The organism is Variovorax sp. GW821-FHT09D07, from assembly GCF_059416345.1.
Window position 1 is genome coordinate 1 of the sequence record NZ_JBWKOY010000010.1, and the last position, 21,159, is coordinate 21,159.

Sequence of the window (21,159 nt, forward strand, 5' to 3'; positions counted from 1 at the left end):
CTTCCCGCAGCGAAATCAAGGAGGAGGGCGAAGCCCGGGGGACATTCGCGGAGGGAAGTACCCGGTGGCCTGTGCACACGCCCTGAACAACGACACAAGAACAACAACATGAGCACCCCTTCCGAAGCCCTCGCCCCGATCGCCATCCCGCGCGCCAATCACGTCGACCGCGAACGCTGGCTCACCGGCGCCGCCGTGCTGCTCGTCGTGCTGCTGCTCGTCGTGATCGTCGCGCTCCCCGTCGGCGCCCTCGTCGGCCAGAGCTTCTACGACCGCGCCGGCGCATTCGTCGGCCTCACCAACTTCGCGCGCTACCTCGAGAGCCCCGCGCTCGTGCAGTCGGCCTTCAACAGCGTGCTGCTCGCCGTGATCAGCGCCGTGCTGTGCACCGCCATCGCCTATGTGTACGCCTACGGCCTCACGCTCTCGTGCATGCCCGCCAAGGGCCTGCTGCGCGCCGTGGCGCTCATGCCGCTGCTGGCGCCCTCGCTGCTGCCGGCCATCAGCCTGATCTACCTGTTCGGCAACCAGGGCCTGTTCAAGGGGCTGCTGGGCGACCTGTCGATCTACGGGCCGCTGGGCATCGTGCTCGGCTCGGTGTTCTGGACGCTGCCGCATGCGCTGCTGATTCTCACCACCGCCATGGCCACCTCGGACGGGCGCCTGTACGAGGCCGCGCAGACGCTGGGCGCCTCGCGCTGGCGCATCTTCCGCACCGTCACGCTGCCCTCGTCGCGCTACGGCCTCATCGTGGCCGCGATGGTCGTGTTCGTGCTCGTCATCACCGACTTCGGCGTGCCCAAGGTCGTGGGTGGCCAGACCGGCGTGCTCGCGACCGACATCTACAAGCAGGTGGTCGGCCAGCAGAACTTCCAGATGGGCGCGGTGGTCGGCCTCGTGCTGCTGATTCCGGCCGTGCTGTCGTTCCTCGTCGAGCGGCGCGTGCGCCGCAAGCAGGCCGCCGCGCTGTCGGCGCGCGCCACGCCCTACCAGCCCGAGCCCGTGAAGACGCGCGACCGCGCACTGCTCGTGTTCTGCACGCTCACCGCCATCGCCATCGTCGTGATGATCGGCATGGCCGTGTTCGCCTCGCTCGCCAGCTACTGGCCCTACAAGCTCACGCCCTCGCTGAAGAACTACGACTTCAGCAACATGGACGGCGGCGGCTGGGGCAGCTACGGCAACTCGCTGCGCCTGGCGCTGTGCGCGGCCGTGGCGGGTGCGCTCGCCACCTTCGTGTCGGCCTACTTCGTGGAGAAGCCGCGCCACTTCGGCCTGCTGCGCGAGCTGCTGAACCTGCTGGCCAACCTGCCGCTCGCCGTGCCGGGGCTCGTGCTCGGCGTGGGCTACATCTTCTTCTTCAACTCCGCTTCGAACCCGCTGCACGGCCTGTACGGCGGCATGGCGATCCTCGTGATCTGCACCGTGGCGCACTTCTTCTCGGTGGCGCACCTCACCTCGCTCACCGCGCTGCGCCAGCTCGACCGCGAGTACGAGCTGGTGTCCGAGTCGATGGGCGTGCCGTTCTGGCGCACGCTGTGGCGCGTGCACCTGCCGGTGGCGCTGCCCACCGTGCTCAACGTGGCCGGCTACTTCTTCGTCAACGCGATGACCACCGTGTCGGCCGTCGTGTTCCTCTACTCGCCGCAGACCACGCTGGCCGCCATCGCCGTGCTCAACATGGACGACGCCGGCGACGTGGCACCCGCCGCCGCCATGGCCTCGCTCATCATGCTCACGGCCGCCGTCGGCCGCGGCCTGTTCGCGCTGGCCGGGCACTGGGCGCTGAAGCGCACGCAAGCCTGGAGACAACGTTGATGAACCCCAGCATGTCCGTCGACAGCTTCGACGTGATCGTGGTCGGCGCCGGCATCGTCGGCCTGGCCCACGCCTACACCGCCGCGCAGCGCGGCCTGCGCGTGTGCGTGGTCGAGCGCGATGCTGCGTGCCTGGGCGCCTCGATCCGCAACTTCGGCTTCATCACCGTCACCGGCCAGGCGCCGGGCGACATGTGGCGCCGCGCCATGCATTCGCGCAACGTGTGGCAGGCCGTCGCACCGCAGGCCGGCATCGACATCGTGCACCGCCACCTCTGGCTCGCGGCGTACCGGCCCGAGGCGCATGCCGTGCTCGAAGCCTTCCTGCGCACGCCGATGGCCGAGGCCTGCGCGCTCATCGACGCCGCCGACGCGCAGGAGCGCGCGCCCGGCCTCAACCTTGCGCAGGCGCGCTCGGTGCTGTTCAGCCCGCACGAGCTGCGCGTCGAATCGCGCACCGCCGTCGGCCTGCTCGCGCGCTGGCTGGCCGAGGCACACGGCGTGGTGTTCCGCTTCGGCGAAACCGTGCACGAGGTCGAAACCCCGCGCGTGCGCACCTCGCGCGGCACCCTGCGCGGCGAGCGCGTGGTGGTCTGCACCAACACCGAGCTGCACGGCCTGTTCGCCGGCCGCATCGCCGCGCACGACCTCACGCTGTGCCGCCTGCAGATGCTGCGCGTGCAGCCCGAGGCCGGCTTTCGGCTGCCGGGCGCGGTCATGACCGACCTGAGCCTGGTCCGCTACGAGGGCTACAGCAGCTTGCCCGAAGCGGCGGCGCTGCGCGTGCGGCTGATGCAGGAAGAGCGCGCCTCGCTCGACCACGGCATCCACCTCATCGTCGTGCAGAGCGCCGACGGCTCGCTGGTGGTCGGCGACTCGCACCACTACGGCGACGCACCCGAACCCTTCGCCATCGAGGCGGTCGACCAGCTCATCCTGCGGCACCTGCGCAGCACGCTGAATCTCGAGATCGCGCAGGTCACCGAGCGCTGGACCGGCGTGTACCCGTCGTCGAAGACCACGCCCTGCGTGATCGACGCGCCCGACGACGCCACGCGCGTGGTGCTGGTCACCAGCGGCAGCGGCGCGAGCACGGGCTTCGGCATTGCCGCCGACGTGTTCGACGCGTGGTGAGCATCACCGCCTTCTTCATCCCTTTTCTTCTTTCGTCGCCATGAACGCCCATCACCATGCCAGGCTGCAGGCCGTCGTCTTCGACTGGGCCGGCACCATCCTCGACTTCGGTTCCTGCGCGCCCACGGGCGCCTTCGTGAAGCTGTTCGCACAGTCCGGCATCGACATCACCATCGACGAGGCGCGTGCCCCGATGGGCATGGCCAAGTGGGACCACATCAAGGCCCTGGGCACGCAGCCGCGCATCGCCGCGCAGTGGGCAGCGAAGCACGGCCATGCCTTCAGCGACGCTGACGTCGACCGCCTGTACGAGGTGTTCACGCCCATGAACGCGGCCAGCGTGCGCGACCACACCGACTTCATTCCGGGCGCCATCGAGGCCGTCAACGCGGCGCGCGAACGCGGCCTGAAGATCGGTTCGACCACCGGCTACAACCGCCCGATCATGGACGTCGTCACGCCGCTCGCCGCAGCCGGCGGCTATGAACCCGACAACCTCGTGTGCGCCGGCGACCTCGCGGCGGGGCGCCCGTCGCCGCTCATGATGTACCGCTGCTTCGCCGACCTCGGCGTGTGGCCGCCGCACGCCGTCGTCAAGGTCGACGACACCGGCGTGGGCCTGCAGGAAGGCCTCAACGCCGGCACCTGGGCCGTCGGCGTGTCGGTCAGCGGCAACGTCAACGGCCTGACGCTGGCCGAATGGCAGGCGCTCGACGCCGACAGCCAGCAGGCCCGCCGCGCCCGTGCCACCGCCGAGCTGGAAGCCGCCGGCGCGCACTACGTGATCGACAGCGTGGCCGACCTGCCGAATGTGCTGGAAGACATCGAACGCCGCCTGCAGGCCGGCGAGCGCCCGGAAGTCCTTTTGCGCTGAAGCAGAAAGCTCGCTTTACCGACGGTGGCTGGCGCTGCCGTCCGACTTGACGCGCCACTTCGCGGGCTTAGCATGCGCCGCATGCGAAGCACAGCCTTTGTTCTTCTGCTCTGTCTCGGCCTGCTGACCGCGGCCTGCGACGGCAAGCGCAAGCCCGGCACTCCGATGCCGAAGGCCTTCTTGTCGTCGAGCGTCGTGGTGGTGATGGCGCCCGCGCCGTGCGTGGGCTGAGGCTGCCGGGGCGTTCAGCGCACCGGCCGCGGCGAACGTCTCAGGACGGGACGTACGCCAGCACTTCATCGCCCGCTGCATCGAATTCGCCCGTGGGCTTCCAGCCCAGGTGCCGGTAGAACCCGTGCGAGCGCACCTGCGGGTCGGGCGAACAGCCCAGGAAGAGCCGCTGGAAGCCCAACCCCTTGAACTCTTCGACCATCAGTGCGAGCAACGCCTTGCCGATGCCCTGGCCTTCGTACGCAGGCAGCAGCGCCAGCACGCTGATCTCGCCGGTGTCGCGCTCGCCGAAGCAATAGCCCGCCAGCTCGCCGTCGACGAGCGCAACGTAGCCGGGCAGGGAGCCGTCGGCGATGCCGGCTTGCCAGCTCTCCAGGGTGATGCCGAGCGCCTTCAGCTCGTCGACGGAGAAGGCGTTCTCTCGCGTGCGGCCGCGCAGGTCGAGGCACGCGGGCGTGTCTTCGGGAATGGCTTGTCTGTAGGTGATGGGCATGCGTCGGGTGCTCGAGGGCACGCGCAGCAGGCGGCGCGGCCTTCCGCGAGAATGCCACACGACGTGCGCCACCCGATGCACGCGTGGAGACAAGAAGAATGAAGACGACCCCAGAGACAACCATCGTCCACCAGCCCGACTCGCGCTACGCCATGGTGCGCCTGGCGCTCACGCTGCTGGTCATGACGGTCGGCAGCAGCGGCATGTACGTGGTGTCGGTCATGCTGCCCGCGGTGCAGGCCGAGTTCGGCGTGGCGCGCGCCGATGCCTCCATGCCCTACACGCTGCTGATGCTGGGCTTCGGTTTCGGCGGCGTGCTCATGGGCAAGCTGGCCGACCGCATCGGCGTGATGAAGCCACTGCTGATGGGCTCGGTCTTTCTGGCGGCCGGCTACATCGCCACGGGCCTGTCGCAAGGCATCGTGTCCTTCACCATCGCGCAGGCGCTGCTGGTCGGCCTCCTCGGCAGCTCGGTGGCCTTTGCGCCGCTGGTGGCCGACACCTCGCTGTGGTTCGTCAAGCGGCGCGGCATCGCGGTGGCGGTATGCGCCAGCGGCAACTACCTCGCGGGCGCCGTGTGGCCGCCCATCGCGCAGCACTTCGTCGAGCAGGTCGGCTGGCGCCAGACCTACATCGGCATGGGCATCTTCTGCGGCGTGACGATGGCGCTGCTCGCGCTGTTCTTCCGCGCGCGGCCGCCCGCACTGGTCGAGGCGGCGCCGGTGTCGCAGGTGGCGGGCAGCAGCACCCTGGTGCGCGACATGACGCGGCCCTTCGGCCTGAGCATGGGCACGGCGCAGGGCCTGCTGTGCGTGGCGGGCGTGGCCTGCTGCGTGGCGATGGCGATGCCGCAGGTGCACATCGTGGCCTACTGCGGCGACCTGGGCTACGGCCCGGCGCAGGGCGCGATGATGCTGTCGCTGATGCTGGGCTTCGGCATCGTGAGCCGGCTGGTGTCGGGCGCCATCTGCGACCGCATCGGCGGGCTGCGCACGCTGATGCTGGGCGGCGTGCTGCAGTGCGTGGCGCTGCTGCTGTTTTTGCCCTTCGACGGGCTGGTGCCGCTGTATGTGATCTCGGCGCTGTTCGGCCTGTTCCAGGGCGGCATCGTGCCCTCGTACGCGATCATCGTGCGCGAGCACTTTCCGCCCAAGGAAGCCGGCGCGCGCGTGGGCACGGTGCTGATGTTCACGCTGTTCGGCATGGCGCTGGGCGGCTGGATGTCGGGCAAGGTGTTCGACCTGACGGGCAGCTACCACGCGGCCTTCCTGAACGGCATCGGCTGGAACCTGGTGAATGTGAGCATCGCGGCGTTCCTGCTGTTCAGGGTGCGCCGGATGCGGCGGGGTGGGGTGGCGGTGGCGGCCTGAGGCCGAGAAAGATCGCGCCGCCTAGCTTTCGCACCACGTGATCGATTCGGGCCGCGCGCCGTTGCGGTCGCGGAAATCGACGAGGGCCTGGCGACAGTGTGCGACGTCGATGCACCACGCGAGCGGGTACTCGTCGACCTGTCCGTTGCTCAACGTGAAGACTCCCAGGCCAGGCCGGTGTGTGTCGCCCGACGACCTGAAGCCGCTGTCACCCGGCTCTCGGAGGTACATCAGCCAGGCGTTCTCGCCGTTTCGCAGCATGCATAGCGACGGGCCGTCGGGCACGCAGACCCACAACTCGAACCGGGAGGTCGACTGGATCAGATCGAGCGCACGGGCCCATGGGCCCGGCGCCGAAATGTCCAGCAAACGATCGTCGAGCGTCATCTGAATCACGTGCGGCATCTCGTGTCTTGCGTCCGGACGGGCGTTCCTAATTCATCGTCGGCTGCTGCGGCGGCGACGTGATGAAGAACCGGATCGGTACCTCGCGCCACACCACCGTGCCGTCATCTGGCATCGGCTTGAATCGCCATTTGCGGACGGTCTCGACGGCCGATCGGTCCAGCCGTGCGTGGCCGCTCGACTCTTTCACCTCGACGCTCGCGGGCAGGCCGGCCGGCGTGGTGCGCACGCGCAGCAGCACCATGCCTTGCTCCCCGTTCATCCGCGATTCGGCCGGGTAGGGCGCGTTCGGGTTGGGTGGCTGCGGTGACCACTCGCCAGGCGCCGACGGCGGTGGTGCTGCGCAGGCCGTCAGCAAGGCGGCAACAGCGCCCGCCAGGAGCGCGTGTCGGGGAGCGTGGCGTGGTGTCTTCATCGGTGTTCCGCAATCCTTCGAAAGGAGGCCCAGCGCATTGTGACCCGGGCGCGCTCACCGCCTTCGCGCCCGGTACGTAGTTCCCCTCGCGGCTGCGTCAGATTCCGATCAGCTTGCAAAAAGAGCATCGATCCGTCCGGCGACTCCCTCCGGACGGAGACACGCCCGCACCGGTTTTGCCGGTCACGGGCGCATTCGAATCACAACACTCCGTGAGCGTATGAATGAAAAATAGAAACCTTGTCAGAGGTCTGTTCCTCATGGCGATCGCGCTGGCCTTCGGCCTGACCGCGCTGCGCTATCCCATCGGCGACTTCAGCCGGGCGGGGCCGGGCCTGTTCCCCGTGATGGTGAGCAGCCTGCTGCTGCTGATCGGCGTGGCCACCGTGGTCCGGTCGTTCGTGGTGGCGCCGGTGACGCTGGACCTGAACTTCAAGAACATCGGACTCATCCTGTCGAGCCTGTGCGGGTTCGCGCTGATCTCGATGTACGTGAACATGATCGCGGGCATCGTCTTCATGGTGTTCTGTTCGGCCTTCGCGGGCAGTTCCAACTCGTGGCTGCGCAACGTGAAGATCTCGGCGGGCCTGATCGCCATGGCGCTGGCGCTGCAGAAGCTGCTCGGCCTGAACCTGCCGCTTTTCTGAGGCCACGACCATGACGGAAGTCCTGAACAACCTGGCGTTCGGTTTCTCGCACGCCCTGACACTGCACAACCTGATGTACTGCGCCATCGGCTGCACGGTGGGCACGCTGGTCGGCCTGCTGCCGGGCCTGGGGCCGCTGGCCACCATCAGCCTGCTGCTGCCGCTGACGTATTCGATTCCCACCACCGGCGCGCTGATCATGCTGGCCGGCATCTACTACGGTGCGCAGTACGGCGACAGCGTGAGCGCGATCACCATGAAGATCCCGCACGCCAGCAGCATCGTGGCCTGCATCGACGGCTACGCGATGACGCTCAAGGGCAAGACGGGCCTGGCGTTGTTCACGGCGGGTTTCTCCAGCTTCATCGGCGGCACGGTCGCGATCCTGGTGCTGTCGTTCCTGGCGCCGACGCTGGGCGAGGTGGCCTTCCTGTTCGGCCCGGCCGACTACGTCGCGATGATGCTGGTGGGCTTCGTGTGCGTGAGCTTCGTGACCACGGGCAGCCTGCTGAACGGGCTGGCGATGTGCATGATCGGCGTGCTGCTGGGCACCATCGGCACCGACGTGAACAGCGGCATGGCGCGCTTCACGATGGACATGCCGTTCCTGACCGACGGCGTGGGCATCGTGAGCATTGCGCTGGGCTGCTTCGGCATCGCCGAGATCACGAAGAACCTCGACTCGCGCGAGGAGCGCTCGCCCTTCAACGGCAAGATCAACCTCATCCCGACCTGGGCGGAGTTCAAGCGGATCATTCCGAGCGCGCTGCGCGGCAGCGTGGTCGGCTCCATCCTGGGCATCCTGCCCGGCGGCGGCCCGACCATTGCGCAGTTCGCGGCGTACGCGCTGGACAAGAAGGTCAGCAAGTACAAGCACGAGATCGGCACCGGCTGCATCGAAGGCGTGGCCGGCCAGGCGGCGGCCGACGAGGCGGCGGCGCGCACGAGCTTCATTCCGCTCATGAGCATCGGCATTCCCGAGAACGCGGTCATGGCGCTGATGCTGGCGGCCTTCATCATCAAGGGCATCCAGCCGGGCCCGAACATGATCGCCAGCCACCCCGAGCTGTTCTGGGGCCTGGTGGCCAGCATGTGGATCGGCAACGTGTTCCTGCTGGTGCTGAACGTGCCGCTGGTGCGCTACTGGCTCTCGGTGTTCAAGATCCCGTACAGCGTGCTGTTCCCGTCGATTTTGTTCTTCTGCTGCATCGGCACCTACAGCGTGAACAACAACCTGCAGGACGTGTTCATCACCGCCGCGTTCGGCTTCATGGGCTACATGTTCATGCGGCTGGAGCTCGACGCCGCGCCGCTCATGCTGGGCTTCATCCTCGGGCCGATGCTCGAGGAGAACTTCCGCCGCGCGATGCTGCTCAGCCGCGGCGGCTTCGGCACCTTCGTGTCGCGGCCCATCAGCGGCACGCTGCTGGGGCTGATCGCGATCTTCGTGGTGTGGCAGCTGGTGGCGTTCTTGCTGCAGGCGCGCAAGAAGAACGGCGCGCCGGCGCCGGTCGCGCTGGAACCGCAAGAGTAGGTCGACAGGCCCGCACAACGCCCGCCCCTTCGGCGGGCGTTGTCGTTTCAGCTCGCTTGTGCCACCAGCCGCCCCAGCGTCTGCAGGGCCTGCTCGCTGTGCGCGTCCCACGCGTGGCCGTAGTTCAGCCGCAGGCAGTTGGAGAACGCGCGCGTGGCCGAGAAGATCGGGCCGGGCGCGACGCTGATGCCGCGCTCCAGCGCCTGGCGATGGATTTCCAGCGCATCCACCTGCGCCGGCAGCTCGACCCAGAGGAAGTACCCGCCCAACGGCCGCGTGGCGCGCGTGCCCGCCGGAAAGTAATGCCCCACGGCCTGCGTGAAGCTGGCCTGCTGCATCGCCAGCGTCTGGCGCAGCTTGCGCAGGTGCTTGTCGAAGCCGCCTTTCTCGAGGTAGTCGGCCAGCGCCAGCTGCGCGGGCACCGAGGTGCTGAGCGTGGTCGTGAGCTTCTGGCGCGCCACCTTGCGCGCGAAGCGCCCGGCCGAGGCCCAGCCGATGCGGTAGCCGGGCGCGAGGCTCTTCGAGAACGACGAGCAGTGCAGCACCAGCCCCTGCGTGTCGAAGGCCTTGGCCGGCGGCGGGCGGCGCTCGCCGAAGTACAGCTCGGCGTACACGTCGTCCTCGATCAGCGGCAGTTCGTGCCGCGCGAGCAGTTCGACCAGCGCCTTCTTCTTCGCGTCGGGCATCAGGCTGCCCAGCGGGTTCTGGAAGGTGGTCATGAGCCAGCAGGCGGTCGGCTTGTGCGCGGCGATGGCCTGCGCCAGCGCGTCGAGGTCGATGCCTTCGCCCGGGTGCGTCGGCACCTCGATGGCGCGCAGGCCCATGCGTTCGAGCGCCTGCAGCGCGGCATAGAAGGTGGGCGACTCGACGATCACCGCGTCGCCCGGCCGCGTCACGGCCGAGAGGCACAGGTTGAGCGCCTCGAGCGCGCCGTTGGTGACGACGATCTCCTCGGCCGGCACCGGCAGGCCGTCGGCCAGGTAGCGCAGCGCGATCTGCCGGCGCAGCGCCGCGCTGCCGGGCGTGAGGTCGTCCACGGTGCGCCACGGGTCGAGCGACTTGGCGCTGGCCGCCATGAACTGGCCCAGCCGCGCCAGCGGAAACAGCAGCGGGCTCGGAAAGGCCGAGCCGAAGGGCACGACCTGCCGCGACATGCTGGCCTCGAGGATGTCGAACACCTGGTCGCTCACCTCGAGCGCGCGCGGGCCCTCGGCGGGGCGCGAGGTCAGGGTGGTCTCGGGCGGCGCGTCGCGCAGGCCGCCGCCGGCCACGTAGTAGCCCGAGCGGTCGCGCGCGCGCACCAGCCCGCGCGCCTCCAGCAGGTAGTAGGCTTGGAACACGGTGGAGGCGCTCACGCCGCGGCTGCTGCCCGTGTGGCGCACGGAGGGCAGGCGGTCGCCGGTCTTGAGGGTGCCGTTGCGGATCGAGGCCTCGATGTCCGAGGCCAGGGCTTCGTAGCGTTTCATCGGGGCTTCATCGGTGGGCCGTTGTCATTCGCGGGGACTCTAATCTGATATGGTGAATCGAGCTGGATCTGCATCTGTTTTTTTTGACCCGTTTGCGCGACAGTGGACCCATGTTCAATCTGATGCGCGCGGTGCGCGCCGTACTCTGGAGCTTCATCGGGCTGGGCGGCCGCCGGGCCGACGCCGACAAGCGGACCGCCCAGCTGGGCATCCTGCCGCTGATCGGCGTGGGGCTGTGCATGGCCCTGCTGCTGATCGCGGGCCTGCTGGCCCTGGCGCATTTCGCGGCAGGCACGTGATGAAGGCCATGCTCCACCGGGCAGCGCTGGCCCTGGCGCTGCTGTTGCCGCTTGCCCCGGTTGCGGCGCAGGCTGCCACCACCACCGTGCCCGACACCATCGAGCAGCGCGTGGCCGCCTGCATCGCCTGCCACGGCCGCGAGGGCGCCACCACCAACGCCGGCTTCTTCCCGCGCCTGGCGGGCAAGCCGGCGGGCTACCTGTTCAACCAGCTCGTGAGTTTTCGCGACGGGCGCCGCTTCAACAGCGACATGACCTACATGGTCCAGCACCTGTCGGACGACTACCTGCGCGAGATGGCCGACTACTTCGCGAACCTGTCGTTGCCGTACGCGGCGGTCTCGCCGCAGAGCGACGCCTCGCCCGAGCAGCTGCGCCGTGGCCGGCAGCTGGCGCTCGAAGGCGATGCCGCGCGCCAGATCCCGGCCTGCGTGCAGTGCCACGGCGCGGCGCTCACGGGCGTGCAGCCGGCCATTCCGGGCCTGCTGGGCCTGCCGCGGCTGTATGTGTCGTCGCAGCTGGGCGCCTGGCTCACCAAGGAGCGCCATGCGCCCGCGCCCGACTGCATGGCGCAGATCGGCCAGCGCATGACCACCGCCGACATCAACGCCGTGGCCAGCTGGCTGGCCGTGCAGCCGATGCCGGCCGACACCCGCCCGGCGGCCTCGCTGCCCGCACCGCTCCCCGTGACCTGCGGCGGCATGCCGACCGCAGCGAAACCCTGAGAACCCGATGACTGCGCGACTGAGACATTTCGGCTGGGCCCTGCTGGGCCTGGTCACCCTGGCGGCCGTGTTGGCCGGCGTCGTGCTGGCGCTGAACCTGCGTGGCGAAGACCCGCTGCCCGAACGCGCCGAAGCCTTCGAGGCCACGCCGCAGCTCGTCGAGCGCGGGCGTTACCTCGCGCTGGCGGGCAACTGCGCCGGCTGCCACACCACGCGCGGCGGCCAGCCCTATGCGGGCGGCGTGCCGCTCGAAACGCCGTTCGGCACCATCTACGCGACCAACCTCACACCCGACCCGACGCACGGCATCGGCGGCTGGAGCAGCGCGCATTTCTGGCGCGCCATGCACAACGGCCGCAGCAAGGACGGGCGCTTGCTGTACCCGGCCTTCCCGTACCCGAACTTCACGCAGGTCACGCGCGAAGACTCCGACGCCCTGTACGCCTACCTGCGCAGCGTGGCGCCGGCCGCCACGGAAAACAAGGCGCACCGGCTGCGCTTTCCGTACGACACGCAGGCCGCGCTCGCGGTCTGGCGCGCGCTCTCGTTCAAGCCGCAGCCCTTCGTGGCGAACGCGAACAAACCGGCCGAATGGAACCGTGGCGCCTACCTCGTGGGTGGGCTGGGCCACTGCATCGCCTGCCACGGCAGCCGCAACTCGCTGGGCGCGACCGAAACCAAGCTCGGGCTCTCGGGCGGCCTGATCGCGGTGGAGAACTGGTACGCACCCTCATTGGCCGATCCGCACGAAGCCGGCGTGGCCGACTGGCCCGCGACCGATGTCGTGGCGCTGCTCAAGAGCGGCACCGCCCCGCGCGGCTCGGTGATGGGCCCGATGGCCGACGTCGTGTTCCGCAGCACGCAGTACCTGAGCGACGCCGACCTGGGCGCGATGGCGATCTATCTGAAGGACCTGCCCGAGGCCGTGAAGAAGGACGCCCCCGAAGCAACCAAGGCCCCCGCCGCGCCGGTGCGGCGCGACGCCGGCGCCATGGTGCGCGGCGCGAAGATCTACGACCAGCGCTGCGCCTACTGCCACGGCGACCAGGGCCAGGGCGCGGCCGGCGCCTACCCGCCGCTCGCGGGCAACCGCGCGGTGACGATGGCGCGGCCCACCAACCTGATCCAGGTGGTCGCGCACGGCGGCTTCCTGCCCGCGACGGCCGGCAACCCGCGCCCCTACGGCATGCCGCCGTTCGGACACGCGCTCGACGCCACCGAGGTGGCCGAGGTGCTCACCTACATCCGCGGCTCGTGGGGCAACAACGCCGCGCCGGTCACGCAGCTGGACACGATGCGCCGCTGACGCGCACGGTGCACCGCCTTCTCAGGCGGTGTGCGGATGCCGCGCACTCTCGTACAGCGTGCGCGCCAGGTCGCGGTGCGTGGCCAGCAGCGGCGCCAGCTCGAAGCCCGTGAAGCGCCCGTCGCGGATGCGGACCACACCGTCGATCACGCTCAGCGCCGCCGACACCGGCGTGCAGAACACCAGCGCCGCGACCGGGTCGTGCCAGGCGCCCGCGTGGTCGACGCCGCGCATGTCGAAGGCCACGAGGTCGGCCGACATGCCCGGTGCCAGCGCGCCGATGTCGTCGCGCCCCAGCACGCGCGCGCCACCGACCGTGGCGATCTCCAGCGCCTCGCGCGCCGTCATGGCGGCGGGGCCGTAGCCCACGCGCTGCAGCAGCATGGCCTGGCGCGCCTCGCCGAGCATGTGGGCGCCGTCGTTCGACGCGCTGCCGTCCACGCCCAGGCCCACGGGCACGCCCGCGCGCCGCATCGCGCCGATGGGCGCGATGCCCGAGGCCAGCCGCATGTTCGAGCACGGGCAGTGCGCCACGCCGGTGCCGGTGCGCCCGAAGAGCGCGATGCCGGCGTCGTCGAGCTTCACGCAGTGCGCGTGCCACACGTCGCGGCCCACCCAGCCCAGGTCTTCGGCGTACTCGGCCGGCGTCATGCCGAACTTCTCGCGCGAGTACGCCACGTCGTTGTCGTTCTCGGCCAGGTGCGTGTGCAGCGACACGCCGCGTTCGCGTGCCAGTTCGGCCGACAGCCGCATCAGGTCGCGCGACACCGAGAACGGCGAGCAGGGCGCCAGCACGATGCGGCGCATCGAGTGGCGCGCGGGGTTGTGCCAGCGGTCGATGAGGCGCTCGCTGTCGCGCAGGATCGCCGCTTCTTTCTCCACCACCTCGTCGGGCGGCAGGCCGCCGGCGCTGCGGCCCACGCTCATGCTGCCGCGCGCGGCGTGAAAGCGCATGCCCATGGCGTCGGCGGCCTCGATCGAGTCGTCGAGCCGCGAGCCGTTCGGAAACAGGTAGAGGTGGTCGCTGGTGGTGGTGCAGCCCGAGCGCATCAGCTCGGCCATCGCGGTCTGCGTCGACACGCGGATCATCTCGGGCGTGAGCCGCGCCCACAGCAGGTACAGGTGGGTGAGCCAGCCGAAGAGCTCGGCGTCCTGTGCCTCGGGCACGGCGCGCGTGAGGCTCTGGTACATGTGGTGGTGCGTGTTCACCAGCCCGGGCATCACGACATGGCCGTGCGTGTCGATGGCCTCGGCCTGGCCGCTGCGCAGCGCGTCGAGGTACGGCGCCGGGAGCTCGGCCGTGGCGCCCACCCAGGCGACGGCGGGGCCGTTCATCACCACGGCGCCGTCGGCGATCTCGCGCCGCGCGGCGTCCATGGTGACCAGCACGTCGGCGTGGCGGACGATCAGCAGCGGCGGGCGCTGCGGTGAAGGGGACGAAGGGTTCTGGAAGGTCATTCGGTACCGTGCGAAGTGCGCGCCGCCATCGCGAAGGAGCGTTCCTTCGACAGCACGCCGTTGTAGAAAAGATTGAGCAGCACCGCGGCCAGCGTGCCCAGCACGATGCCGCTGTGCGTCAGCGGATGGGTCCAGGCGGGGAAGTGCTGGAAGAAGTTGGGCGACAGCGTGGGGATCAATCCGAGCCCGATGGAAATGGCGATCACATACAGCGCGTGGCGGTTGTGCGCATAGTCGATTGCGCCCAGGATGCGCACGCCCGTGGCCGCCACCATGCCGAACATCACGATGCCCGCGCCGCCGAGCACGAACTGCGGCACCGAGGCCACGATGTGCGCGATCTTCGGAAACAGCGCCAGCGCGATCAGCATCAGGCCACCGCCCGCCGCCACGTAGCGCGAGCGCACGCCCGTCACCGTGACCAGCCCCACGTTCTGCGAGAACGAGGTGTACGGAAAGGTGTTGAACACGCCGCCGATGACCGTGCCCAGCCCGTCGGCGCGCAGCCCGCGTGTGAGTGCGTCGGTCGTCACCTTGCGGCCGGTGATCTCGCCCAGCGCGAGGAACATGCCGGTCGATTCGACCAGCGTGATGAGCATCACGATGCACATCGAGGCGATGGCCGTGAGCTCGAAGCGCGGCAGGCCGAAGTGGAAAGGCGTGGTCACAGCCATCCAGCTCGCTTCTTCGAGCCCGTCGAAGTGCATGCGCCCGAGCGCCAGCGACAGGCCCACGCCGAACACGATGCCCAGCAGCACCGCGATGTTGGCGATGAGGCCCCGGCCGAAGCGCGTGATCGCGATGATCACCGCCAGCACGGCCGCGGCAATCGCCAGGTTCACCGGCTCGCCGTAGGCCGGGTTGGCCACGGCGTGCGCCACGCCGTCGACCATGCGGGTCGCGGTGGGCTGGCCGCCGGCGGCCCAGTTGATGGCCACGCCCATGAGCGACACGCCGATCAGCGTGATGACCGTGCCCGTGACGAGCGGCGGAAACACGCCCAGCACGCGCCCCATGAGCGGCGCGACGAGCATGCCGAACACGCCCGCCACGATGGTCGCGCCGTAGATCGCGGGCAGGCCGAGCGAGGGGTCCATGCCGATGGCGATCATCGGCCCGACGGCCGCGAAGGTCACGCCCATCATCACCGGCATGCGGATGCCGAAGCGCCAGAAGCCGATGGCCTGCACCAGCGTGGCGATGCCGGCGGCGAACAGGTCGGCGTTGATGAGGAACGCGATGTCGGCCTTCGAGAGGCCGAGCGCGCCGCCCACGATGAGCGGCACGGCCACCGTGCCCGCGTACATCACGAGCACGTGCTGCAGGCTCAATGCGCCGCAGCGGGCGAGCGGAAGCTTCTGGTCGACCCCTTCGCCGTCTCCTGCGGGGGTCTTTTTATCGTTCGAGAACATGGGAACCTTTCCTGCCGATGAACCGGCGCGGCAGTCTAGGAGCGATGTCTTTGCACATGCAAAGTCAATAAATGACGCGCCCTGTGCACAAAAAGTGGACGGTCATCCAGGGTGCATGTCAGGGCGCCAGCAGGTCGTCCAGGCAGGCCACGACATGGTTCGCGAACAGCTCCGCCGCGGCGCTCGGCGCCTGCGCGGCGCGGGTCTCGAGCGTGAGCGTCTGGGCGCGCAGCGTGGTGTCGCGCAGCGGCACGAAGACCAGGCTGCCGTCGTTGCGCTCCTCGTCCACGTCCAGGCGGTTGAGCAGCGTGATGCCGCCGCCGTCGCGCACCAGCCGGCGCATCAGCGCGGTGGAGGTGGTCTCGACCACCGGCGACACGCGGATGGCCGAGCGCTCGAACGCGGCATCGAGGATCGGGCGGATCGAGAGCGAAGGCGCGGGCAGGATCAGCGGGTAGCCCACGCACTCGGCCAGCAGCGCGGTCGCATGCGCCGTGAGCGGATGGCCCGGCGGCACCACCGCGCCGATCGGCCATTCGCTGCTGAACAGCGTGCGAAAGCCGGCCGTGCCGGGCACGTCGTAGGCCAGCGCCAGGTCGGCATCGCCTTCGGCCACGCTGCGCAGCACGGCCGCGATGGGCAGGCCCAGCAGCTTCAGCTGGATGCCCGGGTGCGCGGCGCGAAAGCGCTGCACCACGGCGGGCAGGAAGGCGTCGGCCAGGCCGGCCGTGGTGGCCAGCGTGACCTCGCCCTGGCGCAGGCCGCGCACGTCCTCGATGCGCTGGCGCACGAGGTCGAACTCGCGCAGCGTGCCGCGCGCGTGCGCCAGCACGATCTCGCCCACGGGCGTGAGCTTGAGCGTGTTGTGGATGCGCTCGAACAGCGGCGCGCCCAGTTCTTCCTCGAGGTTGAGGATCTGGCGGTTGACGGCCGTGGGCACCACGTGCAACTGCTCGGCCGCTTTGCGGATCGAGCCCGCGCGAACCACTTCGACGAAGTACCGGATGACCTTGGCGTGCATGAATTCCCCCGCGCCGCTGGCGGGCGCGGGGGGATCATGCCTACGTCTTCAGAGGTCGGGCAAGCCCATCGCCGGATCGCTGACCGTGTGCTTGCCGGTTTCCACGCGGCCGGCGAAGCGGCGGTAGAAGGCCGGGTCGCTGTCGCAGGTGACGGCGAAGTCGTACCACTGGCCGCTGGCGGCCAGTTCCCAGTGCTGTTCGGACTGCGCGCCGCCGTTCACCGTCGCGCTCCACGGGCCGTCGTCGCGGTAGGCCTTGGCGCGCACCGTGAACTTGCAAGGGGCCTTGCCGTCGTTGCGCATCTGCAGGTAGACGTTGCCGTTGGCGATGTCGTAGCAGACACGCACCTCGGGCGCGGCCACGCCGCCGGCGCGCAGGCGGTTGAGGTCGCCCTTGAAGTGGCGGTGGTAGCCGTTGGGGCCGAGCACCCAGAGGTCGTATTGGCCGGCGTCGTCGGTGGCTGCTGCCCAACTGTCGTCGAGCTGCTTGCCGGCTTCCACCACGTAGCGGCGCGGCAGACGGTCATCCAGGTGGAGCTTGTCGTAGACATGGAACACCGCGGCAGCCTTGCCGGTGTTCGAGAAGATCAGCTGCACCTGGCCGGTGAGGGCGTCGGCCTTGGCGCTCGTGTGCAGCTCGTAGGGCAGGGCACGCGAAGGGCGCGTGCCGATGGGCTGGCGCGGCAACTGAGGGTTTTGCGGAACCGGAACATGGTCCAACTTTTCCTGTTCGACACGCAGCTTGTCGGCTTCCCCGCGGGACTTGTGGCCGGCGAGCGCAGGGACTGCCTCGCTGTTGGGCGTCGCGAAGTTGAACGCGCTGGTCAGGTCGCCGCACACCGCACGACGGAACGGAGAGATGTGCGGCTCCTTCACGCCGAAACGCGCTTCCAGGAATTGCAGCACCGAGGTGTGGTCGAAGGCCTGCGAGTTCACCCAGCCGCCTCGGCTCCACGGAGAAATCACGTACATCGGCACACGCGGGCCAGGGCCGAATACGCGTCCGTCCGGCGTGGGCTGTTTGAGGCTGCCGTCCGGCGCCGGCTGCGTGAAGTACTCGGCCTTCAGGTCGGCATCGGTGAGCGTCGTCTTGCCGGCCGGTGTCTTGTCGGGGTTGAGCGAGGGCGCCGACGGCGAGGGCACGTGGTCGAAGTAGCCGTCGTTCTCGTCGAAGTTGACGAGCAGCACGGTCTTGCTCCAGACCTCCGGCACGGCGGTGAGCGCATCGAGGATTTCCTGAATGAACCACGCGCCCTGCACCGGGCTCGACGGGTCCGGATGCTCGCAATAGGCAGAAGGTGCGTTGACCCAGCTCACCTGTGGCAGGCGGCCTGCCTTGATGTCGCGCCGGAACGCGTCCAGGTATTGGTCCGGCTCCTTGCCTGGCAATGTGTTGGCGATGCCCTTGTAGAGCGGGTTGCCCGGGTTGTCGCTGGCTGCGTCGTAGGCGTGGAAGGGAAGCGTCTGGCCCGTGACGGAAAAGGGCTTCTCGAAGTACCCGCTGGTCACCGGATAGGTGGACGCCCGGTTGGCACGCCTGAACTGGCGGAAGGCGCCGAGCATGTTGTCGCCCCATTCGTCGGGCATGTTCTGGTACGAGATCCAGCTGACGCCGGCGTCTTCCAGCCGTTCGGCATAGGTCTTCCACGTGTAGCCGGTGTCGACCTTGCTGGGGGTGGCGTCCAACCAGTCCCATTCGTTGGTGACGAAGGCCACGCCCTGCGCAGTCGGGCCGTTGGTGCCGGTGATGTGGACGGAGCGGTTCGCGTCAGTGCCGGTGTGCATGGCGCAGTGATAGCCGTCGCACAGGGTGAATGCGTTGGCAAGCGCGTACTGGAACGGAATCTCGGCTTCCTGCAGGTAGCCCATCGATTGGTCGCGCTTGTAGCGAGCCCACTGCGACAGGCGACCGCCGTCCCAGGCGCCTTGCGAGTCGCTCCAGTCGTGTGGAAGATTGTCTGGCCGCTGCGCGTTGCCTTTGCTGCCGTCGAGGTGGTAGGGCAGGATCAGCTGGCCGCTGGCATTGCTCTGCTGCCAGACGTTCAGGCCCCTGGGCAGCGGAACCGTGAAGCGATCGCCGAAGCCACGCACGCCCGGCAGCATGCCGAAGTAGTGGTCGAACGAACGGTTCTCCTGCATCAAGATCACGACGTGCTCGACGTCGTTGATGGTGCCGGTCTTGTTGTTGGCCGGAATGGCCAGTGCGCGTCGGATGCTCGGCGGAAAGGCCGAGAGCGCGAGCGCAGCGGCACCGGTGGTGGCGGTGCCGGTGAGGAAGTTGCGGCGGGAGGTCATGGTGTCACCCTGGCCTCAGGCGGCGGCCGTGCCCATGGCCGGGTCGCTCACCGAATGCCGGCCGGTTTCCACGCGGCCCGCGAAGCGCCGGTAGTAGCTGGTGTCGGCGTCGCAGGTCACTTCGAAGTCGTACCAGGCGCCGCTGGCGGCCAGGTCCCAGTGCTGCTCGGCCGAGGTGCCGCCCGCCACAGTCGCGGTCCACGGGCCGTCGGTGCGGTAGGCCTTGGGGCGCACGGTGAACTTGCAGGCGTTGCGACCGCCGTTGAGCATCTGCAGGTAGACATTGCCGTTGGCGATGTCGTAGCACACGCGCACTTCGGGGTTGGGCGCATCGCCGGCGCGCAGGCTGTTCAGGTCGCCGCGGAAATGGCGGTGGAAGCCGTTGGGGCCGAGCACCCACAGGTCGTAGAAACCTGTGTTGTCGAGCATCGCGTTCCAGGTGTCGTCCAGCGTCTTGCCGGCCTCGACCATGTAGCGGCGTGGCAGGCGTTCCAGGTTGAGCTTGTCGTACACATGGAACACGGCGGCGGCCTTGCCGGTGTTGGCGAACAGCAGCCGCACCTTGCCGCTGGTGGCGTCGTTGCGCGCGCTCACGTGCAGCTCGTAGGGCAGGGCGCGCGAGGGGCGCGTGCCGGCGGCCTGGCGCGGCAGCTGCGGCGTGGCGGGCATCGGGACCTGCGCCTGGGCTTCCTGCGCCGCGCGCTTGTCGTTCGCCTGCGTGCGACTCGTGCGGCCGGCCAGCGTCGGCAGCACTTCGTTGTTGGGCGTGGCGAAGTTGAAGGCGCTCGTCAGGTCACCGCACACCGCGCGACGGAACGGCGAGATGTTCGGCTCCTTCACGCCGAAGCGGGCCTCGATGAAGCGGATCACCGAGGTGTGGTCGAAGGCCTGCGAGTTGACCCAGCCGCCGCGGCTCCAGGGCGAGATCACGTACATCGGCACGCGCACGCCGGGGCCGTAGACGCGGCCGTCGGGCGCGGGCTGCCGGGTGGTGCCCGGCGGCTTGGGGTGCGTGAAGCGCTCGAAGGCGATGTCGGCCTCGGGCAGCGTCGTCTTGCCGGCGGGCGAGCCGTCGGGGTTGAGCGAGGGCGCGGCGGGCGAGGGGTAATGGTCGAAGTAGCCGTCGTTCTCGTCGAAGTTGATGAGCAGCACGGTCTTGCTCCACACCTCGGGCACGGCGGTGAGGGCATCGAGCGTTTCCTGGATGTACCAGCCGCCTTCCACCGGGCTCGACGGTCCGGGGTGCTCCGAGTAGGTGGCGGGCGCGATGATCCACGACACCTGCGGCAGCTTGCCGTTCTTCACGTCGTTGCGGAAGGCGTTCAGGTACTCGTCCACGTTGGCGCCGGGCATCGTGTTGGCGATGCCCTTGTACAGCGGGTTGCCGGCATCGTCGCTGGCCGGGTCGTAGGCCGGCACCGGGCCGGTGTTCTTGATCGGCTTGCCCGAGGCCTCGCTGGCCTGGCGGTACTGCTTGAAGCCGACCAGCGGGTTGTCGCCGAAGTTGTCGCGCATGTTTTCATACACGATCCAGCTGACGCCGGCGGCCTGCAGGCGCTCGGGGAAGGTCTTCCACTCGTAGCCGGTGGTCGAGGGTGGCGTGTAGCTGTCGTCCCACTCGTTGGTGACCGAGGCCACGTTCGCACCCGTGGGGCCGTTGGTGCCGGTCCAGTGGAACATGCGGTTCGAGTTGGTGCCGGTGTGCATGCTGCAGTGGTAGCCGTCGCACAGCGTGAAGGCGTTGGCCAGCGCGAACTGGTACGGCAGTTCGGCCTGCTCGAGGTAGCCCATGGCCTGGGTGTACGGCGCGGTGCCGGTCTTCTTGTACCTGACCCACTGGTACGCGCGGCCGCCGTCCCAGGCGTTCTGGCCGTCGTTCCAGTCGTGCGGCGTGCCGGCGACGCGCTGTGCGTTGCCCTTGGTCTGGTCCAGGTGATAGGGCAGCACGGGCGCGCCCGTCTCGTCGGCCTGCTGCCAGACGTTGCGACCGCCCGGCAGCGGAATGGTGAAGCGGTCGCCGAAACCGCGCACGCCCATGAGCGTGCCGAAGTAGTGGTCGAACGAACGGTTCTCCTGCATCAGGATGACGATGTGCTCGACGTCCTTGATGGTGCCGGTCTTGTTGTTGGCGGGAATGGCCAGTGCGCGGCGGATGCTCGGCGGGAAGGCCGAGAGGGCGAGGGCGGCCGCGCCGGTGGTGGCGGTGCCCGTGAGGAATTTGCGGCGTGAATTCATGGTCTTGTCGTGGGATGTCATG

19 protein-coding genes are annotated in these 21,159 nt (G+C 69.1%); 10 read left to right on the plus strand and 9 right to left on the minus strand.

Annotation, left to right across the window (positions count from 1 at the left end):
• Positions 1-108 precede the first annotated feature (108 nt).
• From AC07OX_RS26875 to AC07OX_RS26890, 4 genes are all read left to right on the plus strand, one after another.
• Positions 109-1,818 carry a putative 2-aminoethylphosphonate ABC transporter permease subunit gene (locus AC07OX_RS26875; protein ID WP_495262679.1) on the plus strand — a complete coding sequence of 570 codons (1,710 nt, stop codon included), beginning with the start codon at positions 109-111 and terminating at the stop codon, positions 1,816-1,818.
• Entirely contained in the window at positions 1,818-2,951 is a 1,134-nt protein-coding gene (locus AC07OX_RS26880; RefSeq protein WP_495262678.1) for a TIGR03364 family FAD-dependent oxidoreductase, read from the plus strand. The genes AC07OX_RS26875 and AC07OX_RS26880 overlap by 1 nt, the downstream gene beginning before the upstream one ends.
• A 40-nt stretch (positions 2,952-2,991) precedes the next feature.
• Positions 2,992-3,825 (plus strand): phosphonoacetaldehyde hydrolase, encoded by an 834-nt coding sequence (gene phnX, locus AC07OX_RS26885; RefSeq protein WP_495262677.1) that lies wholly within the window; start codon positions 2,992-2,994, stop codon positions 3,823-3,825.
• An 81-nt stretch (positions 3,826-3,906) separates the two neighbouring features.
• Positions 3,907-4,056 carry a hypothetical protein gene (locus tag AC07OX_RS26890; protein ID WP_489059126.1) on the plus strand — a complete coding sequence of 50 codons (150 nt, stop codon included), beginning with the start codon at positions 3,907-3,909 and terminating at the stop codon, positions 4,054-4,056.
• Positions 4,057-4,096: 40 nt separating this feature from the next.
• On the opposite strand, the gene AC07OX_RS26895 is transcribed toward AC07OX_RS26890, so the two are convergent.
• Positions 4,097-4,549 carry a GNAT family N-acetyltransferase gene (locus tag AC07OX_RS26895; RefSeq protein WP_495262676.1) on the minus strand — a complete coding sequence of 151 codons (453 nt, stop codon included), beginning with the start codon at positions 4,547-4,549 and terminating at the stop codon, positions 4,097-4,099.
• A gap of 98 nt (positions 4,550-4,647) precedes the next feature.
• Between AC07OX_RS26895 and AC07OX_RS26900 the strand changes: the two genes are divergently transcribed.
• Positions 4,648-5,919 (plus strand): MFS transporter, encoded by a 1,272-nt coding sequence (locus AC07OX_RS26900; protein WP_495262675.1) that lies wholly within the window; start codon positions 4,648-4,650, stop codon positions 5,917-5,919.
• A gap of 21 nt (positions 5,920-5,940) precedes the next feature.
• On the opposite strand, the gene AC07OX_RS26905 is transcribed toward AC07OX_RS26900, so the two are convergent.
• Both AC07OX_RS26905 and AC07OX_RS26910 read right to left on the minus strand, forming a co-directional pair.
• Positions 5,941-6,306, minus strand: coding sequence for an Imm1 family immunity protein (locus AC07OX_RS26905; protein WP_495262674.1), 366 nt, complete (start codon positions 6,304-6,306; stop codon positions 5,941-5,943).
• A 46-nt stretch (positions 6,307-6,352) separates the two neighbouring features.
• Entirely contained in the window at positions 6,353-6,739 is a 387-nt protein-coding gene (locus tag AC07OX_RS26910) for an energy transducer TonB (protein WP_495262673.1), read from the minus strand.
• 224 nt (positions 6,740-6,963) lie between these two features.
• Between AC07OX_RS26910 and AC07OX_RS26915 the strand changes: the two genes are divergently transcribed.
• A complete protein-coding gene (locus tag AC07OX_RS26915) occupies positions 6,964-7,386 on the plus strand; it encodes a tripartite tricarboxylate transporter TctB family protein (RefSeq protein ID WP_354345540.1) in 423 nt (140 codons plus the stop codon).
• A gap of 10 nt (positions 7,387-7,396) precedes the next feature.
• Complete coding sequence (locus tag AC07OX_RS26920) at positions 7,397-8,920, plus strand: tripartite tricarboxylate transporter permease (protein WP_495262672.1); 1,524 nt, start codon at positions 7,397-7,399, stop codon at positions 8,918-8,920.
• A 47-nt stretch (positions 8,921-8,967) separates the two neighbouring features.
• Here AC07OX_RS26920 and AC07OX_RS26925 read toward each other — a convergent pair whose 3' ends face one another.
• Positions 8,968-10,386 carry an aminotransferase-like domain-containing protein gene (locus AC07OX_RS26925; RefSeq protein ID WP_495262671.1) on the minus strand — a complete coding sequence of 473 codons (1,419 nt, stop codon included), beginning with the start codon at positions 10,384-10,386 and terminating at the stop codon, positions 8,968-8,970.
• 110 nt (positions 10,387-10,496) lie between these two features.
• On the opposite strand from AC07OX_RS26925, the gene AC07OX_RS26930 reads away from it, so the two are divergent.
• Genes AC07OX_RS26930 through AC07OX_RS26940 form a run of 3 tightly spaced genes read left to right on the plus strand, consistent with a single transcriptional unit; the run spans position 10,497 to position 12,716 of the window.
• The gene (locus AC07OX_RS26930; protein ID WP_056573062.1) at positions 10,497-10,685 is read left to right on the plus strand and encodes a DUF2970 domain-containing protein; all 189 of its coding nucleotides are present in this window, start codon (positions 10,497-10,499) and stop codon (positions 10,683-10,685) included.
• Positions 10,685-11,410 (plus strand): c-type cytochrome, encoded by a 726-nt coding sequence (locus AC07OX_RS26935; protein WP_495262670.1) that lies wholly within the window; start codon positions 10,685-10,687, stop codon positions 11,408-11,410. Before AC07OX_RS26930 ends, AC07OX_RS26935 begins: the two co-directional genes overlap by 1 nt.
• 7 nt (positions 11,411-11,417) lie before the next feature.
• Positions 11,418-12,716: a c-type cytochrome gene (locus AC07OX_RS26940; protein ID WP_495262669.1), complete on the plus strand. Its 1,299-nt coding sequence runs from the start codon at positions 11,418-11,420 to the stop codon at positions 12,714-12,716.
• A 21-nt stretch (positions 12,717-12,737) separates the two neighbouring features.
• Here AC07OX_RS26940 and AC07OX_RS26945 read toward each other — a convergent pair whose 3' ends face one another.
• The 5 genes from AC07OX_RS26945 to AC07OX_RS26965 all read right to left on the minus strand — a co-directional run bounded on the left by AC07OX_RS26945 (position 12,738) and on the right by AC07OX_RS26965 (position 21,137).
• Positions 12,738-14,174 (minus strand): 8-oxoguanine deaminase, encoded by a 1,437-nt coding sequence (locus tag AC07OX_RS26945; RefSeq protein ID WP_495262668.1) that lies wholly within the window; start codon positions 14,172-14,174, stop codon positions 12,738-12,740.
• Positions 14,171-15,586: a nucleobase:cation symporter-2 family protein gene (locus AC07OX_RS26950; protein WP_492742353.1), complete on the minus strand. Its 1,416-nt coding sequence runs from the start codon at positions 15,584-15,586 to the stop codon at positions 14,171-14,173. Before AC07OX_RS26950 ends, AC07OX_RS26945 begins: the two co-directional genes overlap by 4 nt.
• 118 nt (positions 15,587-15,704) lie before the next feature.
• Complete coding sequence (locus AC07OX_RS26955) at positions 15,705-16,607, minus strand: LysR substrate-binding domain-containing protein (RefSeq protein ID WP_095948271.1); 903 nt, start codon at positions 16,605-16,607, stop codon at positions 15,705-15,707.
• A 48-nt stretch (positions 16,608-16,655) separates the two neighbouring features.
• Positions 16,656-18,902, minus strand: coding sequence for a phosphocholine-specific phospholipase C (locus AC07OX_RS26960; RefSeq protein WP_495262667.1), 2,247 nt, complete (start codon positions 18,900-18,902; stop codon positions 16,656-16,658).
• Positions 18,903-18,917: 15 nt separating this feature from the next.
• Positions 18,918-21,137 carry a phosphocholine-specific phospholipase C gene (locus AC07OX_RS26965; RefSeq protein WP_495262684.1) on the minus strand — a complete coding sequence of 740 codons (2,220 nt, stop codon included), beginning with the start codon at positions 21,135-21,137 and terminating at the stop codon, positions 18,918-18,920.
• Positions 21,138-21,159 lie beyond the last annotated feature (22 nt).